General features: G+C 68.0%; 20 protein-coding genes. 10 read left to right on the top strand and 10 right to left on the bottom strand.

The window, feature by feature from the left end; all coding sequences use genetic code 11:
* Positions 1–1,110 carry a magnesium and cobalt transport protein CorA gene (locus GC106_RS21975; RefSeq protein WP_173133800.1) on the bottom strand — a complete coding sequence of 370 codons (1,110 nt, stop codon included), beginning with the start codon at positions 1,108–1,110 and terminating at the stop codon, positions 1–3.
* 74 nt (positions 1,111–1,184) lie between these two features.
* On the opposite strand from GC106_RS21975, the gene GC106_RS21970 reads away from it, so the two are divergent.
* Entirely contained in the window at positions 1,185–2,063 is an 879-nt protein-coding gene (locus tag GC106_RS21970; RefSeq protein ID WP_173133797.1) for an NAD(P)-dependent oxidoreductase, read from the top strand.
* Here the strand turns inward: GC106_RS21970 and GC106_RS21965 are convergent.
* Entirely contained in the window at positions 2,060–2,602 is a 543-nt protein-coding gene (locus GC106_RS21965; RefSeq protein WP_312872783.1) for a TetR/AcrR family transcriptional regulator, read from the bottom strand. The two genes, GC106_RS21970 and GC106_RS21965, sit on opposite strands and share 4 nt — an antisense overlap.
* Before the next feature lie 136 nt (positions 2,603–2,738).
* On the opposite strand from GC106_RS21965, the gene GC106_RS21960 reads away from it, so the two are divergent.
* Positions 2,739–3,119, top strand: coding sequence for a DUF6463 family protein (locus tag GC106_RS21960; RefSeq protein ID WP_173133794.1), 381 nt, complete (start codon positions 2,739–2,741; stop codon positions 3,117–3,119).
* Positions 3,120–3,151: 32 nt separating this feature from the next.
* On the opposite strand, the gene GC106_RS21955 is transcribed toward GC106_RS21960, so the two are convergent.
* Entirely contained in the window at positions 3,152–4,594 is a 1,443-nt protein-coding gene (locus GC106_RS21955) for an MDR family MFS transporter (protein ID WP_173133792.1), read from the bottom strand.
* Positions 4,595–4,881: 287 nt separating this feature from the next.
* On the opposite strand from GC106_RS21955, the gene GC106_RS21950 reads away from it, so the two are divergent.
* On the top strand, positions 4,882–6,141 hold the full coding sequence (locus GC106_RS21950; RefSeq protein ID WP_173133790.1) for a GH39 family glycosyl hydrolase: 1,260 nt from the start codon (positions 4,882–4,884) through the stop codon (positions 6,139–6,141).
* 6 nt (positions 6,142–6,147) lie between these two features.
* Here GC106_RS21950 and GC106_RS21945 read toward each other — a convergent pair whose 3' ends face one another.
* The 5 genes from GC106_RS21945 to GC106_RS21925 all read right to left on the bottom strand — a co-directional run bounded on the left by GC106_RS21945 (position 6,148) and on the right by GC106_RS21925 (position 8,553).
* Entirely contained in the window at positions 6,148–6,882 is a 735-nt protein-coding gene (locus GC106_RS21945) for an enoyl-CoA hydratase/isomerase family protein (RefSeq protein ID WP_173133788.1), read from the bottom strand.
* A gap of 92 nt (positions 6,883–6,974) precedes the next feature.
* Positions 6,975–7,283, bottom strand: coding sequence for a hypothetical protein (locus tag GC106_RS21940; RefSeq protein ID WP_173133786.1), 309 nt, complete (start codon positions 7,281–7,283; stop codon positions 6,975–6,977).
* 152 nt (positions 7,284–7,435) lie between these two features.
* Positions 7,436–7,681, bottom strand: coding sequence for a hypothetical protein (locus GC106_RS21935; protein WP_173133784.1), 246 nt, complete (start codon positions 7,679–7,681; stop codon positions 7,436–7,438).
* Positions 7,682–7,786: 105 nt separating this feature from the next.
* Positions 7,787–8,125, bottom strand: coding sequence for a cupin domain-containing protein (locus GC106_RS21930; protein ID WP_173133782.1), 339 nt, complete (start codon positions 8,123–8,125; stop codon positions 7,787–7,789).
* Entirely contained in the window at positions 8,122–8,553 is a 432-nt protein-coding gene (locus tag GC106_RS21925) for a cupin domain-containing protein (RefSeq protein ID WP_173133779.1), read from the bottom strand. Before GC106_RS21925 ends, GC106_RS21930 begins: the two co-directional genes overlap by 4 nt.
* 123 nt (positions 8,554–8,676) lie before the next feature.
* Between GC106_RS21925 and GC106_RS21920 the strand changes: the two genes are divergently transcribed.
* Complete coding sequence (locus GC106_RS21920) at positions 8,677–8,901, top strand: hypothetical protein (protein ID WP_173133776.1); 225 nt, start codon at positions 8,677–8,679, stop codon at positions 8,899–8,901.
* A gap of 7 nt (positions 8,902–8,908) precedes the next feature.
* Here the strand turns inward: GC106_RS21920 and GC106_RS21915 are convergent, their stop codons facing one another.
* Positions 8,909–9,589: a hypothetical protein gene (locus GC106_RS21915; RefSeq protein ID WP_246366541.1), complete on the bottom strand. Its 681-nt coding sequence runs from the start codon at positions 9,587–9,589 to the stop codon at positions 8,909–8,911.
* Positions 9,590–9,624: 35 nt separating this feature from the next.
* Positions 9,625–10,206: a TetR/AcrR family transcriptional regulator gene (locus tag GC106_RS21910; protein WP_173133773.1), complete on the bottom strand. Its 582-nt coding sequence runs from the start codon at positions 10,204–10,206 to the stop codon at positions 9,625–9,627.
* Between the two features lie 79 nt (positions 10,207–10,285).
* On the opposite strand from GC106_RS21910, the gene GC106_RS21905 reads away from it, so the two are divergent.
* The 6 genes from GC106_RS21905 (at position 10,286) to GC106_RS21880 (ending at position 14,655) form a co-directional block, all read left to right on the top strand.
* Positions 10,286–10,855 carry a dihydrofolate reductase family protein gene (locus GC106_RS21905; protein ID WP_173133770.1) on the top strand — a complete coding sequence of 190 codons (570 nt, stop codon included), beginning with the start codon at positions 10,286–10,288 and terminating at the stop codon, positions 10,853–10,855.
* Between the two features lie 11 nt (positions 10,856–10,866).
* Positions 10,867–11,424 carry a dihydrofolate reductase family protein gene (locus GC106_RS21900; RefSeq protein ID WP_173133767.1) on the top strand — a complete coding sequence of 186 codons (558 nt, stop codon included), beginning with the start codon at positions 10,867–10,869 and terminating at the stop codon, positions 11,422–11,424.
* A 71-nt stretch (positions 11,425–11,495) separates the two neighbouring features.
* The gene (locus GC106_RS21895) at positions 11,496–12,719 is read left to right on the top strand and encodes a DUF8832 domain-containing protein (RefSeq protein ID WP_173133764.1); all 1,224 of its coding nucleotides are present in this window, start codon (positions 11,496–11,498) and stop codon (positions 12,717–12,719) included.
* Positions 12,716–13,075, top strand: coding sequence for a FixH family protein (locus GC106_RS21890; RefSeq protein WP_173133761.1), 360 nt, complete (start codon positions 12,716–12,718; stop codon positions 13,073–13,075). The genes GC106_RS21895 and GC106_RS21890 overlap by 4 nt, the downstream gene beginning before the upstream one ends.
* Positions 13,076–13,078: 3 nt before the next feature.
* On the top strand, positions 13,079–14,095 hold the full coding sequence (locus GC106_RS21885; RefSeq protein WP_173133758.1) for a hypothetical protein: 1,017 nt from the start codon (positions 13,079–13,081) through the stop codon (positions 14,093–14,095).
* Positions 14,092–14,655, top strand: a complete 564-nt coding sequence (locus GC106_RS21880) for a hypothetical protein (protein WP_173133755.1) — start codon at positions 14,092–14,094, stop codon at positions 14,653–14,655. Before GC106_RS21885 ends, GC106_RS21880 begins: the two co-directional genes overlap by 4 nt.
* The last annotated feature ends 13 nt before the right edge of the window (positions 14,656–14,668 follow it).

Genomic DNA, 14,668 nt, shown 5'->3' with positions numbered 1-14,668 from the left:
TCAAGGAGCGGGCGCACGGCCGATACCGAGCGAGATCTGCACGGCGATCAGCACGATCCAGGCGACCAGCAGCGGAACGACCCAGAGCACGGTACGCCCGGACCCCAGCCAGCGATTGCGTTTCAGTGCCCGGTACACGACCATGCACACCAGCAGGATGACGCCCAGCATGATGGGATAGCCGTAGGTCCAGCGCAACTCCGGCATGAAGTCGAAGTTCATGCCGTACACGCCGACCGCCATGGTCGGCACCGCGATGACCGCGGCCCACGAGGTGATCTTGCGCATGTCGTTGTTCTGCTGCAACGAGATCTTCGCCAGCGTCGCGTCCACAAGGGTGTTCAGCAGGTCGTCCGCGCGGGCCACACGCTCGGTGACCATCGTCAGGTGGTCGTCCACGTCCCGGAAGTACGACCGCACTTCCGGCGACACCAACGGGTTGTCCGCCTCGACCAGCCGGCGCAACGGTGCCGTCAGCGGTGCGGCCGCCCGTCGCAGTTCCAGCAGTTCCCGTTTCAACAGGTACATCTGCTCGGCACCGATCGGGCTGTCCGGCGCGAACACCATGGATTCGCTTTCCTCGATGTCCTGTTCGAAGGAGTCACTGACCGCCAGGTAGTTGTCCACCACGCTGTCGGCGATGGCGTGCAGCACGGCGGCGGGGCCGGACTGCAGCCGTTCCGGCCGGGCTTCGAGCTCCTTTCTCAGGCCGTGCAGGCGGGAGTGGTCGCCGTGGCGGACGTTGACGATGAAGTCCCGGCCGAGAAAGGCCATGATCTCGCCTGTCTCGACGATCTCGTTCGCGGTGTCCGGCGCCTCGTGCGCAACGTAGTGCACGGTCTTGAGCACCATGAACAGCATGCCGTCGTAGTGCTCGAGTTTCGGGCGCTGATGTGCGTGCACGGCGTCTTCCACCGCGAGTTCGTGCAACCCGTACATCTCGGCGACGCCTTCGATCTCGTCGGCAGTCGGCTCGTGCAGTCCAATCCAGACGAATCCGGTGCCGCGCTCACGCACCTCGGCGATCGCTTCGGCGTGTGACCAACGGCCGGGCAGCCGCTTGCCGTCCACGTACACGGCGCAGTCCACGACGTAGGCACCGTCGGGCATACACACTCCTTCGCGTAGAACATCTGCTTACGATCACACCATCGAATGACTTTCCGTGCAGACTGGAGATGGACATGACAGCGATGGGAGTCGTCGGTGTGGGGAGGATCGGCGCTGCTCTGCTGACTCGCCTGGCAGCCGCGGGCCATCACGTGATCGCGACGGACATCCGTCCGGAACGCCGTGGCGTGGTGGAGAAATCCGGCGCCGAATGGGCGCGGGACGCTGTTACGGTCGCGGGCGGTAGCCAGTTGCTGTTCACGGTACTGCCGGGCATTCCCGAACTCCGGGAGTTCGCGCTGGGCCCGGCGCTGTCCGCGTTGGGGGATGACGCGGTCTGGATCGACATGACCAGTGCGTCCGTCGAACTGGGCGAGGAATGCGCCCGCAGGCATGGCTCCAGGTACCTCGACGCGCCGATCGGCGGTGGGGTGCAGGCGATGCGTGCGGGCACGGTGACGCTGTACGTGGGCGGTGATCCTGACGTGCTCCGTGCGAGCACTCCGGTTCTGCGGTCGTTCGCCGGGAAGATCCATCACGTCGGCGGGTCCGGTAAGGGGTACCTGACCAAGCTGTTGATCAACCTGCTGTGGTTCGGGCACGCGACTTTGACGACCGAAGTCCTGCTGCTGGCACAACGCCACGGGCAACGCCCGGACCGCATGCGTGAACTGCTCCTCGGCAGTGCGGGCGACAGTGCCTATGTCGGCCAACACCTTCCCGCGTTGCTCGACGGCGACTACCTGCGTGACTTCGGGCTGGACCGGTGCGTCGAGGAGCTCGACTCGGTCGAGCGAAGCGCCGACCGGGCTGGTGTTCCGCATCCGCTCACCTCGGCTGTCGCCGAGCTGCATCGGACTGCGCTGCGCCACTTCGGTCCGGTCGACGGTGAGCTCATGGCCACGGCGTGGCTTGAAGAACAGGCCGGCATCGAACTGCGTGGCGAAGGCTAAGGACGCAACAGGTACTCGCCGGCCAGGGAGACGGCTTCGCGTTTGGTGTACCCGGGGTGGTCCGCCGCCATGAAGTGGCGGCCGATCGCGAGGGTGAACGCCAGAACACTGCGGGCTTCCACCTCGGCGGGATCGGTGACGAACGTACCGAACATCTTGCGCAGGAACTCCATGCGCTCGTTGTCCATCCGTCGCAGGCGCTTCGCCACCGCCTCGTCGTGCCGGGCCCATGCCCGGACCGCCAGGTCGATCCGGTGGAAGTCCGGCGAGAAGGTCAGCTGACCGGCGCGCCGGATCCGCTCGGCCGGGTCGCCGCCTCCGGCCTCGACCTGGGCCAGGATTTCCTTGGTGCAGCGGCGTTCCCACTCGTCGAGCAGCTCGGCCAGCAATGCCGGACGGCCGTCGAAGTACCCGTAGAAGCCCCCCTTCGTCACCCCGAGATCAGCGGCGAGCGTCTCCACCCGGACCGCGTCGGGCCCGCCACGGGCGAGGGCTTCGAGCCCCGCCTCGATCCAGCGGCTTCGTGGGGTGCGTGCCACGGCAGGAATCTCGCCACCTCCGTTGATCGCCTCGCCGGGTATACGTTAGCGTACAAATGAACCATACGGCACCGTATAGATGGGGTGAGATCATGCCGAGAAGGCCCGAAGACGTCGCGCAGTCGTGGTGCACACGATGAGCGCCGTCAGACTGCGGTGGGCAAGCGGGATCATGGTCGTGCTCGGGGCGGGGCACCTCTCGTTGCTGACGTTCTTCACGTGGGACGACATGACCCGCTGGGGATGGGCGGCCGTTCCGCTCCGGTTCGCCGGTGACCAGGCCGCCCTGCAGAACGCGGTCGCGTTCTGGGCGGGCGTGGGGTCCTTCGGCGTGCCGCTGATCCTGCTGGGCTGCCTGATCTGGCACCTGGCCGGACGCGAAGTGGCTGTGCCCGCCTGGATCGGCTGGGGCGTGGCGGCGTGGTGCCTGGTGGGCGGCGTCCTGCTCGTGCCGTCGCCGTTCTTCGCAGGCTGCGTCGCGGGCGCCCTCATCGTCGCCCGCAAACCCACCTCGTGAGTGTTTATCCGTGTTCTAACCCTGATAAACACTCACGAGGTGGTGTTGGTGTCGGTGTCGGCGCGGCGGGGGAGTTTCATGGCGATCGCGACTGTCGCCAACCCGAGAACCGCTGTGATGAGGAACGCCAGCCGCATGCCGCTCAACTGCGCGGACGCCGTGTCGACGCCGTCGGCGACCAGGCTGCTGGCCCGGGCGGACAGCACGGTGACCGCGAGCGCCGTGCCGAACGCCGCCGCGACCTGCTGCAGCGTGCCGAGCATCGAGCTGCCGTGTGAGTACAGCGACCGCGGCAACGCACCCATGCCGAGGGTGAACACCGGCGTGAACGACGCCGCCAGGCTGACCATCAGCAGCGTGTGCAGCCCGAGGATCTGCCAGTACGGCATCGTCGCCGAGACCTGGGTGAGCCCGGCGAGGGCCAGCACCATGCCGATCGTGCCGGGCAGCACCAGCGGCCTGCTGCCGACCCGGTCGAACACCCTGCCGACCAACGGCCCCAGCAGACCCATCGCCAGCCCGCCCGGCATCACCAGCAGGCCTGTCTGCAGCGGGCTCAGTCCGCGGAGGTTCTGCAGGTAGAGCGGCAACAGGATCATCGACCCGAGCATGGTCAGGAACGCGATGGACATGAGCGCCAACGACAGCGTGTAGGTGCCGTGCCGAAGGATGCGCAGGTCCAGCAGCGGTTTGCCCTTGCGCTGCAGGCTGAGCTGCCGGAGCACGAACACCGCGATGGTCGCGCCGCCGGCGGCGACGAAGCCGATGCCGAGGCCGATGTGCCCGGCGCCCTCACCGAACAGGCTCAGGCCGTACACCAGGCCACCGAAGCCGAGCGCCGCCACCATGACACTGAGCCAGTCGATGGTGCTGACCTCCGGCTCGCCGATGTTCTCCAGCTTCCGCAGGCCGAACACGGCGATCAGCGCGGTGATCGGCAGCACCACCACGAACAGCAGCCGCCAGGAACCGAGCTGCAGGATCAGCCCGGACACGGCGGGCCCGAGCGCGGGTGCCACCGAGATCGCCATGGTGACGTTGCCCATCACGCGGCCGCGGTCTTCCTCGGGCACCACCATCATCAACGTGGTCATCAGCAGCGGCATCATCACGGCCGTGCCCGCCGCCTGCACGATCCGGCCGAGCAGCAGCACCTCGAACGTAGGCGCGACGGCCGACAGGACGGTGCCACCCAGGAACACGCTCATCGCGATCACGTACGCCTGGCGCGTGGTCACTCGTTGCAGGAACCAGCCGGTCATCGGGATCACGGCGGCCATGGTCAGCATGAACGCGGTGGACACCCACTGCGCGGACTGCTCAGTGACCTGCAACGACTCCATCAGCCGGGGAATGGCGTTGATCATGATGGTCTCGTTGAGGATCACCACGAACGTGGCCGCCACCAGCAGCCGCACCACCGTCGGGGTGCGGCCCGCCGTCGTAGGCGGTCGTTCCAAGCTCGCAGTGGACATCAAAATACCCCCGTTGGTGGTTCGTGTGCTGTCGCCGATACAGACCGGCGCCCCTGGCGGAATTCATCGGCTGTTGCTAGTCTTCCGTACCTCGCGGTCGCGTTTCACCCGAATTTCCGGTTGCTTCCGTTGTACGGATCTTGTACGCGTCAGGCCGACACTGGCCCTGGTTCGCGCAGGTCGACTAGGGAATCGGTGAGGTTTCGATGGTACGGATGTGCCTGCCTGTCGTGGTTGTCGCGTTAGCCGCAGTGACGACTGCCACAGCTCACGCCGCGGCTGCGACCGTGACGGTCGACTTCGGCACGGTCGTGCGCGCGGTTCCCGCGGACACCTTCAGCGCCGCCATCACCGGCTACGGGTACGGCAGTTACCTCACCAACGATCCGCAGCACCAAGCGATGCTCACCGGCAGGTACGGCTCGATGCGGATGCACCTGACGTACGCCCGGCCCGGCGATCCGACCAGCGCCATCGTCGCAGGCGGAGCGGGTGCGGACACGACCGTCTCCGGTGACGCGTGGGTCACGTCGATCAAAAAGGCTGGGGCCCAGCCGGTGCTGATCGTGCCGGAGGACCCGGTCGACGCCGCCAACCTGGTGCGGCACTTCAACCAGGGCGGAAACCCGGTCGGCAGGTGGATCGTCGGCAACGAGCCGGACACCAAGGGCGACAAGCTGGCGTCGTCGTACGCGGCGAGGTTCAACGCCACCTACGACGCGATGAAGGCCGTCGACCCGGCCATCAGCGTGGGTGGGCCTGCCGTGTCACACCCGCGGATGGACTACCTCGCCGAATTCCTTTCGCTCAGCGGCAGCCGTACGGACTTCGTCGACTTCCACAAGTACGGCGCGGGCGAACACGCGGTATGTGACGTCAAGTTGCTCGCCGACACGGCGCAGTGGACGTCGGACGTGTCGGCGGTCCGCGCGTTGATCGCCGAGACGGTGCCCGCGCGAGCGGACCGGATCGGCATCCAGATCGGGGAGACCAACTCCGACTGGGGAATCCACCCCGATCCGCCGGGCTGCGACAACATCGGCACCGAACCGGTCCAGTACCGCAACGCCGCGATCTGGTGGGGCGCCAGCGTCTTCGGCAGGCTCGCGGAGGCGGGCGCCCGCGGCTACGTGTACGGCGACAAGAACGGCGCGCTGGGCCTGCTGTACGACCGGCCGCACGAGAACGGTGCCGGGGTGAACGAGCGGATGCCGGTCTACCAGGGCGTCGGCTTCTTCACCGGGCAGCAGGGCACCGGGCTGGCCCACTTCGGGACCAGCCTGGTGAAGTCGGCCACCACGTTGCCGGACGTCGAGGTCTACGCGTCGGACAACCCCAAGGTCGTCGTGCTGGTGAACAAGGGCATGTCGGCGCGCAACGCCGTGATCTCGGTCGGGCCGGGCGTCAGCAGGGGAGCGGTGTACCAGAAGGACGGAAACACCGTGAGCTACGCCAAGCCTGCCGACCTCGGCACCGTCACGGTTTCCGGTGGCCAGGTGACCGTCTCGCTGCCGGGTCCTTCGGTCACGCAACTTGTGCTGACCTGAAAGGCGTCAGCCTCGTCCGAGCGACGCCATGAAGCCGGTGAGGTAGTCGCGCGTGGCGTCGGAACCCCAGATCTCGATCACGGTGGGATCGTCGACGGCCCGCAGCTCGTCGATGCGCTGCACGGCGGGCCGTCGCAACTGCGTCTTGCTCAACGCGTACACAGCCGACGGGACCCCGGCGAGCTTGTCCGCGCGGGTGGTCGCGACCGCGATCAGCTCGTCGGGCGTGACCACCTCGTCGACCAGCCCGATCGCCACGGCCTCATTCGGGCCCATCGTCTTGGCAGTCAGGACGAGCGAGGTGACCGCGGCGCAGGCGTGCCGCATGATCTCGAGCGGCACGGTCGGGAACGGCACTCCGGCGGCCAGCTCGGTGAGGCCGATCGTGCCACCCGACATCAGGGTGACGTCGGCGGCTGCGGCGAGTACGCAGCCGCCGGCCAAGGCGTGCCCGTTGACCGCGGCGACGGTCGGCTTCGGATGGGTGAACCAGGCGTACGCGGCCCGGCCCAGCGCCGGGATGAACTCCTGAACGTAGCCGGGGCCGCCGTCGATGATCCGCTTCAGGTCCACACCCGCCGAGAAACACCGGCCCGCACCGGTCAGCACCACCGCGCGGGCGTCGGCGACGCGGGCCAGTGCGTCCGGCAGTTCGGTCAGGATCTCCAGATCCAGCGCGTTCACCGGGCCGTGGTCCAGTCGCAGGATCGCGACGCCGTCCTGCTCAGTCACCTCGATCATGGACACATCTTGGCCCAGCCGCGGCCCGGGGAATGTGAGCTGCGCACGCGGTGTCCCCAACGCCGGTCCTCGCCGGTGGGCCGGAAGCTCCGTCAGGACGGCCGGGCAGCCGGCTCCGGCGCCTGCTCGATCACCGGTGGTTTGAGGTAGCTGGTGGCCCAGGCGAGCATGACGCCGACCACGGCGATGGCCGCCCCTGTGATCATCGGAGCCGAAGGGCCGAAATCGCTGATCGCGACCCCGCCGGCGGCCGAGCCTGCCGCGATTCCCACGTTGACCGCGGAGGCGGGCAGCGAGGACGCCAACCGGCCGCCGGGACCGGCCAGAGTCACCACACGGAGCTGGAGCGACGGGGCCATGCTCATCGCGAGCGTCCCCCACGCCGGCAGCACAAGCGCCACGAGGATCGGGATGGAGCCGACGAAATACAGCGCCAGCAGGGCGGCCGCCGTGCCCGTGGTCGCGCCAGGAACACGGGGGCAGGCCAGCCTCGACAGAAAAGTACGCGGCCACTTGATCGGCGGCGGCCGCCGGGTCCCGCCGATCCGGGTTTCTACCCGCCGAGCTCGGCGATCTCCATGTCGAGCTGGGCGGCCACCTCTTTGAGCTCGTGCTCGCCCAGCGGGCCGTGCCGCTTGGCGATGTCCTCCCGCGAAGCCACCCGCAACGCACCCCGGTACTGCGGCGAATCCAGGTCCGCCGCGGCGACCACCTGGACGCGTCCTTCCAGCAACACCATCACCGCATTGTCGACTTCGGCGTCCAACAGGCGTTGCACGTCTTCTTCGCGGACGGTCATGCCTTCACCCCTTGCGGCGTTCGTGGTCACCACCCGCGTACCCATTCCCGGGGGTGTCATGCTCGGCGGAGGGCGGGAGCCACTCGGTTCCCGCCCTCGGAGAGATCAGGCCGTGAGCTGTCGTGCGGTGGTGAACAGGAAGGCGCTGTCCTCCAACGCCTCCACGCGATGCCGGCGATCCGGCATGGTCAACAGGTCGCCGGGACCGCCGACCCACGAGTCGGGTCCGGCCACCAGGCGGACACGTCCGTGCAGAACCTGCACAGTGACTTCGCCAGGGTGTTCTTGCTCGTGCATGTGCTCGCCCTGCCGTAACGCCATCACGGTCTGCCGCAAGGACCGCTCATGTCCACCATGGACGGTGGTGGCGCTGCGGCCGCTGTTCGCCGAGCGGGCGAGGTCGAGCTGATCACGGACGAGCGCCGTCAGGGACGTCCTGGTCATCGCGGTGCACGCCGATCCCGCCGCGCCTCCAGTTCCTCCGCGCTCACCACCGTCAGCATCGGCTGGCCAGGCGCGCAGAACATGGTCACCACGAAGGCGGATTCCTCGTCGGTGAGGTGGTTGCCGTCCTGGTAGTGGATCACGTCGCCGCCCGGCTCCCAGAAGGCCTCGCCCGCCTTGACGACACGCTCGGGCTCGCCTTCGAGCTCGAAGACGATCTCCCCCTTGATCACGTACCCGTACGCGGGGCCGGAGTGCCGGTGCGGGGGCGCGCCGGGGCTGCCGGGCGGCAGGGTGACCAGAATGGTCATCGCCTCCGCGCCCTCGGGCGCCGGCGGCGCGCCCGGCACGGTCGCGACCACCTCGAGTCTGGGTGGCGGAGCGGTCGAATCGGGATAATCGATGTGGTGCCCGTGGTCGGTGCTCATCGTGGTCCTTCGTGAGTCGTGGCCGGGGTGATCCGGCCGTGCACGAGCGAAGACAAGATGGCGGACCGAACTGTGACAGTGGTGATCCCTGTCAGGACGGCGATCCCGAGGGGCGGACGGGCGATGACGGACGAGGAGCTAATCGTCGAGTTCGCCCTGACCCGCCTGGACAACCCCGGCCTGGAGCTGGAGGAGATCGCCGCGCTGGTGGTCCGGCGGATGGGCGCGGACCGCATGCTGGAGTTCGCGTCCCAGAACCTGGCCACCCGCGGCGAACTGCGTGGCGCGGTCTTCCCGTCCGCCGTCGAGCACGTCCTTCGGGTGGTGCTGACCGTGCGCGGCGATTAGAGCCTGTTCAGCTCTGCCAGGTCACGGCCTTGGCGGGGTCACGGTCGTACGGTTTCTCGCCGTACCGCAGCGACGTGATCGGGTCGGACGCCAGGCCGAAGTAGAGCCGGCACGTCGGGAACTTCGCGCCTTTCGTGGTGAAGGTGTCCGGCGCGAACAACGCCTCGGCGCACCCGGTGACGGAGATCTTCGAGGTGCCGAGCAGCGTGCCGGGGAAGCCGCCGCTCTTCGTGCTGGCGGTGAAGATCGGCGCCTGGAAGCCGGTGAAGTTCACGCCGTCGAGGTTCTCCAGTTCCGCACGGACGTAGAAGAAGTTCTTGCCGCGCAGCTTGGCCTTGTCCTCCTCCTTCAGCGGCAGCTTGTCGATGTCCGCGTCCGGCGCCTTGACGCTCTCCACGGTGACCGTGACACCGAGGTTTCCCTTGGCGTACCGGCTGAACGCGGGCACGACGCCCTGCGTGCCGAACTTCAGCTTCGTGCCCGGCTTGGTGGCGGCCTCGTTGATCTCCAGCACCGGGGTCTCGGTCAGGTACGGCTGCGGCGTCGACGTGGCGGTCGGCTTGCGGGACGTCGTGGACTTCGTCGAGGTCGTCCCGACGTCACCGGCCGGGACCGGCGTCGCGGTCACAGTCGTCGTACACCCGGCGGCCGCCGCACAGACAGCGAGCGCGGCAATGATCCGGCGCATGGTGGTTCCCCAGTTCTCGAACGTGCCGGCTGAGACTACAGCACCTGTTTCGCCGTCAGTCGAATCACGGCCTCGGTGATCAGGGTGTCGCGTTCCTCGTCGGTGAAGATGTCCGGCAGGGTCAGCTGTTCCAGGATCAGCCAGCTGAACGCCAGCTGGAGCAGTCGCACGGAGACCGCGTCGCCCGGCAGCCCGGACTCCAGGTGCCGGGCCACGTTGTCGTCCATGTCGGCGCGCACCCGCTCGGTGAGCACCTTGCGCAGTTCCGGCCGCCGGGTCGCCTCCAGCCGCAGCTCCAGCAGCGCGAGGTAACCGGTTCGGAAACCGGACACACGACCGATCGTCTCGCGCATCAGCCGGAGGAAGCCCTCGGTGCCCTCCGCTGTCGACATCTGCTCCTCGATGGTGACGTCCTGGGGGATCAGCCGCTCGTACACCCGGGCGCCTGCCTGGGTGAGCAGCGTGTCCCGGCTGTCGAAGTAGTTGGACGCGGTGCCGATCGGCACACCGGCCTCCTTGTCGACCGCGCGCAGCGTGAGCCCACGCGACCCGTCCCGTGCCAGCACCTCGATGGCCGCGTCCAGCAAGGCGGCGCGCCGAGCGGGGTTCTGCCGCATTTCAGCCTCCTGTTGACACCACTTCAGATGAAGTACTATGGTCAAACCACTTCAGTCAGAGTACTCCAAAGGGGGCGTTATGCGAAAGCTCGTCTACTACGTCGGCATCTCGCTGGACGGGTACATCGCCGGGCCCGGTGGCGAGATCGACTTCTATCCCGTGTCCGACGAGTACATGGCCTGGATGGCCGAGCACTACCCGGAGACACTGCCGACGCACGTCCGAAAGCACCTGGGGTTCGACGACGCGCCGAACAAGGCGTTCGACACGCTGGTGATGGGCCTCGGCACCTACCAGCCCGCGCTGGACATCGACATCACCAGCCCGTATGCCCACGTCAAGCAGTACGTCGTGTCGACAACGTTCGAGAAGATCGACGATCCGGCGGTGACGCTGGTACGTGATCCGCTGCCGCTGGTCAAAGAGCTCAAACAGGCGGACGGGCTGGACATCTGGCTGGCCGGCGGCGGGAAGCTGGCCGGTTCGTTGCTGCCGGAGATCGACCAGCTCGTGATCAAGAGCTATCCGGTCATCGCGGGCACGGGCGTGCTCGCGGTCAACGGGGCGTTCCAGCCGACGCGGTTCACGCCGACCAAGCAGGTGTCCTTCGACAGCGGCGTGTACGTGACCTGGTTCGACCGGAAGTGAAGGAGAACGTCATGCGAAAGCTTGTCTACTACGCCGCCGTCTCGCTGGACGGGTACATCGCGGGCCCGGGCGGGGAATATGACTTCTACCCGGGGAACGACGCCTACACGGCATGGATGGCCGAGAGATTCCCGGACACGATACCGACCCAGTTCCGCGATCAGATCGGCCTGGGGGACGTGCCGAACAAGAACTTCGACGCGGTCCTCATGGGCCTGAGCACGTACCTGGCCGGTCCCGCCAATCCCTTCGCGCACCTGGAGCAGTACGTCGTGTCGACCACGCTGGAGAAGTCCCACCATCCGGCGGTGACGGTGGTGCGTGATCCGGTGCCGCTGGTCAAGGAGTTGAAGCAGCGGGACGGGCTGGACATCTGGGTGTGTGGCGGCGGAAAGCTGGCGGGGTGCCTGCTGCCGGAGATCGACCGGCTGGTCATCAAGAGCTACCCGGTGATCGCCGGGGCCGGCGTGTCCCTGGTCAGCGGGAACTTCCAGCCCACGCAGTTCACGCCGGTCGAGCACATCTCCTTCGACACCGGCACGTACGTGACGTGGTTCGACCGGAAGTAGTTCCCCGGCACTAGTGAAGTCGCTACTCGAGCCGTATGTGCCGGCGGTGACACGTTCCTACGCTCGGAATCGTGCTCATCCGTTTGGTGCTTGGAGTCTCAGTAGTGCTGATGGCGGCCGCGGTGCCCGCGTCGGCGCACGTGGTCAGCGCGGACGCGGACCTCCAGTTGGCCCAGACGATCGCGGGCTCCGAGCTGACCGTCGTGATCAGACGCACGCCCGCGGTCCCTGGCCCGTTGTACGTCGATCTCGTCGCGTACCAACCGGTTCGTGAGCAGACGGTCGGCATCGCGGTGAATGACAGTGCCGGGACGGTTCAGCTGCGACGCGACCGTCCCGGCACTTACCCCCTCGTGCTGCACGTCCGGGACGTCGGGCCGCACGAACTCCGCCTGACAGCGGCAAGCGAAGTCTCGGTCCTGCCGTTCACCGTGCGAGTGCCCCGGCCCGCGCCGTGGGAAATGGTGGTGTACGGCGGTTTCGGCGCCGCCGGAGTGATGCTCGCGGCAGCGATGGTCGCCGGTGCGAGATCCCGGCGGGGGACCGCGTTGTCGCTGGGCGGCGTCGGTGTCATCGCCATGGTCGTCGCGGCTACGGTCGCCGTGGTTTCCCCTCAGCTCGTGACCGAGGTGCGTGACACAGGTCGTCCCAACGCGCAGGCGTTTCTGACGGTCTCCCCGGCGAGACCGGCCGCGGGGGAGGAGTTCACGGTTCGGTTCGACCTGGCCGACGGATCGACCGGACAACCCGTCGACGACCTCGCGGTGCACCACGCCGCACTCGTCCACCTGGTGATCACGAGCCAGGACGGCGAGTTCTTCCAGCATCTCCATCCACTGAGGACCGATTCCGGCCGCGTCGAGGCCCGGCTCACCGCCGACCGGGCGGGACGGTATCTGGCGCATGCGGAGTTCGAGCGAACCGACGCGGGCGGTCAGCTCGTGTCCGGGGCCTTCGAGGTCTCCGGGCCCGCGCGGCAGGTGCCGGAACGCGCTGCTTCCTGGACCTTTCCGGCCGGCCGTCCGGTGACCATCGAGGTGCACACCGGCACCACGGGCCTGCAGTCGTGGCTGGAGATGGCCGGGCACCTGATCGTCCGTGACCAGGACGGGACCTACCTCGGGCACGGGCACGAACAGATGTCGTCCACATCGGACGGAACCGTCGCCACGCACGGCCCGGGACTGCGCTTCACGGTCAGCTTTCCCCGGCCTGGCCGCTACTTCGCCTGGGTCCAGTACGTCAGGGACTTCCAGATCACCACGGCCCCGCACCTGATCGAGGTGACGTCGTGAAGCGTCCGATCGTCCTCGTGCTCGCGCTGGCCGTCGTCGCCGCCGTGGTCGTGCTGGTGACCGCGTTGACCGGAGCGGAACCCGTCCGCCTCAGCAGGGAAGGAATCACCGTGCAGGTGGACAGACCCGGCACGGGAACCGTCACCGCGCAGGTTGAAGTCCCGCCGGAAGTGAAGGCCGTGGCGATGCACGCCACGATGCCGCAGATGGGTCACCTGACGCCGGAAGTGGTTGCCACCCGGGAAAAGCCGGGTGTCTTCCGGGCGACCGGCGAACTGTTCGCGATGACGGGCCGGTGGGAGCTGACCGTCCGCGCCGACGAGACCGTCGTGAAGTTCGAGATAACCGTGAAATAGGAGATGGCAATGGTACCGAGGCGGCAAGTGATCGGCGCGTGGCTGCTGCTGGCCGGGTTCTGCTCGCTGTGGCTGGGGGTGGCGTGGGACGGGCAATGGCACGTCGACGTCGGACCCGACACGTTCTTCACCGCACCACATCTGATGTTCTACTTCGGCACCGCGTTGATCGGCCTGACGAGCCTCGTTGTGGTGTTGACCAGTCGTGAGCCCGCCGGATCCAGCGTGCGAGTGCTGGGTTTCCACGCCCCGATGGCGTTCCTGGTCGGCGGTCTGGGCGCCGCGGGACATCTGACCTACGGGATGGTGGACCTGTGGTGGCACACCATCTACGGGTTCGACCTGCTGGAGAGCACACCGTCGCACCTGAGCCTGCAGATCGCCATGCAGGTCCAGGCGATCGCGGTGATCATGGCGTTCGCCGCGCTGCGGGAGACCAGGTCCGGCCTGTGGGGCCTGGCCGCCGCCGGAGCGTTCAGCGTCGCCTCCAGTTCGATCCTGCTCGACGGATCGGTCATGGGCGTCCGGCTGAACCTGCTCGGCGCGGGCGCTCTGGCGGCGTGGACGTTGTGCGTCATCGCGGGAATCACGCGAAGTGCCTGGTGGGTCGGCGCGCTCGGCCTGGTGTACATCGCGGTGCACGCCGCCACGTACTTCTTCCCGCCCGTCGCGACCTCGTTGTACGCGGAGGGCATCGGCCAGCCGATCCGGGACAACGCCCTGGGCATCCCCATGGTCGCCCTCGCGATGCCACTGCTCTTCCCGGTCCTCGCGTTCCTCGCCGCGGGAGTCGTGCGGATCGCCCGGCGACGTGACGTCTCGCCGGTCGTCACGATGGCCGTGGTGGGTGCCGCGGTGGGGTTCGTCGCGGCCTTGTCCGTGTTCATCATCGAGGGTTCCGAAGGCGGTTTCCTGGTGAACACGGTCCTCGCGACGGTCCTCGGGGCGGTCGCGGGCCGGTTCGGCTGGCAGAGTGCCGCGCTGATGAGGCACTCGGCACGGCAGGCGGTGACGGCATGAAAAGGCTGCGCCTCGCGATCTGTGTCGCGATCCTGGTGGTCCTGACGGCGCCGGCCGCCTCCGCGCAGCCCGAGCCGCTCACGATCGTGCACAGTGAGCGGATACCGCTGGGAACCGGGACGTTGACCGCCTCCTTCACCGACTGGCCGGTCAAAGCAGGGCGATCGCTAGACTTCACGTTCGAGCCCACCGGGGGGATCGAGGGGCGGACGGGCACCATCCGCGCGATCACGCCGTCGGGCGAAGCGCGGGCTCTGGGCATCGTCGGCCTGGACGGCGACCCCGACATGCGGTTGCAGCGGCATCCGCGAGCGCGGCACGCGTGGGGACTGGACGTCGTCGCCTTACCCGAGGAGGGCCTGTGGCACTTCGAATTCGCGGTGAACGGCCCGGACGGGACGGCGCGGGCCACGTTGCCGATCACGGCGGGGCCGATGCCGGGACCACCGGCGGGCCTGAGCTGGGCGGTCGGCATGACACCGTGGGCGGTGGCGCTGGTGGTGCTGGGCCGTGGCTGGCTCCGGGTCCGGCGCAAGGCCGTCCTGGGCTGGAACGACTGAGCGACGCCCTGCC

It is taken from the genome of Kibdelosporangium persicum, assembly GCF_013280595.1.
In the GTDB taxonomy this organism is placed as follows: Bacteria; Actinomycetota; Actinomycetes; order Mycobacteriales; family Pseudonocardiaceae; genus Kibdelosporangium; species Kibdelosporangium persicum.
This window is presented reverse-complemented; position numbering and strand designations above follow the sequence as displayed.

What these genes read in the sequence shown, in the direction of transcription:
- GC106_RS21975 (WP_173133800.1), bottom strand. Translation starts at nt 1,110, where the DNA reads ATGCCCGACGGTGCCTACGTCGTGGACTGCGCCGTGTACGTGGACGGC.
- GC106_RS21970 (WP_173133797.1), top strand. Translation starts at nt 1,185, where the DNA reads ATGACAGCGATGGGAGTCGTCGGTGTGGGGAGGATCGGCGCTGCTCTG.
- GC106_RS21960 (WP_173133794.1), top strand. Translation starts at nt 2,739, where the DNA reads ATGAGCGCCGTCAGACTGCGGTGGGCAAGCGGGATCATGGTCGTGCTC.
- GC106_RS21955 (WP_173133792.1), bottom strand. Translation starts at nt 4,594, where the DNA reads ATGTCCACTGCGAGCTTGGAACGACCGCCTACGACGGCGGGCCGCACC.
- GC106_RS21945 (WP_173133788.1), bottom strand. Translation starts at nt 6,882, where the DNA reads ATGATCGAGGTGACTGAGCAGGACGGCGTCGCGATCCTGCGACTGGAC.
- GC106_RS21935 (WP_173133784.1), bottom strand. Translation starts at nt 7,681, where the DNA reads ATGACCGTCCGCGAAGAAGACGTGCAACGCCTGTTGGACGCCGAAGTC.
- GC106_RS21930 (WP_173133782.1), bottom strand. Translation starts at nt 8,125, where the DNA reads ATGACCAGGACGTCCCTGACGGCGCTCGTCCGTGATCAGCTCGACCTC.
- GC106_RS21925 (WP_173133779.1), bottom strand. Translation starts at nt 8,553, where the DNA reads ATGAGCACCGACCACGGGCACCACATCGATTATCCCGATTCGACCGCT.
- GC106_RS21920 (WP_173133776.1), top strand. Translation starts at nt 8,677, where the DNA reads ATGACGGACGAGGAGCTAATCGTCGAGTTCGCCCTGACCCGCCTGGAC.
- GC106_RS21915 (WP_246366541.1), bottom strand. Translation starts at nt 9,589, where the DNA reads ATGCGCCGGATCATTGCCGCGCTCGCTGTCTGTGCGGCGGCCGCCGGG.
- GC106_RS21910 (WP_173133773.1), bottom strand. Translation starts at nt 10,206, where the DNA reads ATGCGGCAGAACCCCGCTCGGCGCGCCGCCTTGCTGGACGCGGCCATC.
- GC106_RS21905 (WP_173133770.1), top strand. Translation starts at nt 10,286, where the DNA reads ATGCGAAAGCTCGTCTACTACGTCGGCATCTCGCTGGACGGGTACATC.
- GC106_RS21900 (WP_173133767.1), top strand. Translation starts at nt 10,867, where the DNA reads ATGCGAAAGCTTGTCTACTACGCCGCCGTCTCGCTGGACGGGTACATC.
- GC106_RS21885 (WP_173133758.1), top strand. Translation starts at nt 13,079, where the DNA reads ATGGCAATGGTACCGAGGCGGCAAGTGATCGGCGCGTGGCTGCTGCTG.
- GC106_RS21880 (WP_173133755.1), top strand. Translation starts at nt 14,092, where the DNA reads ATGAAAAGGCTGCGCCTCGCGATCTGTGTCGCGATCCTGGTGGTCCTG.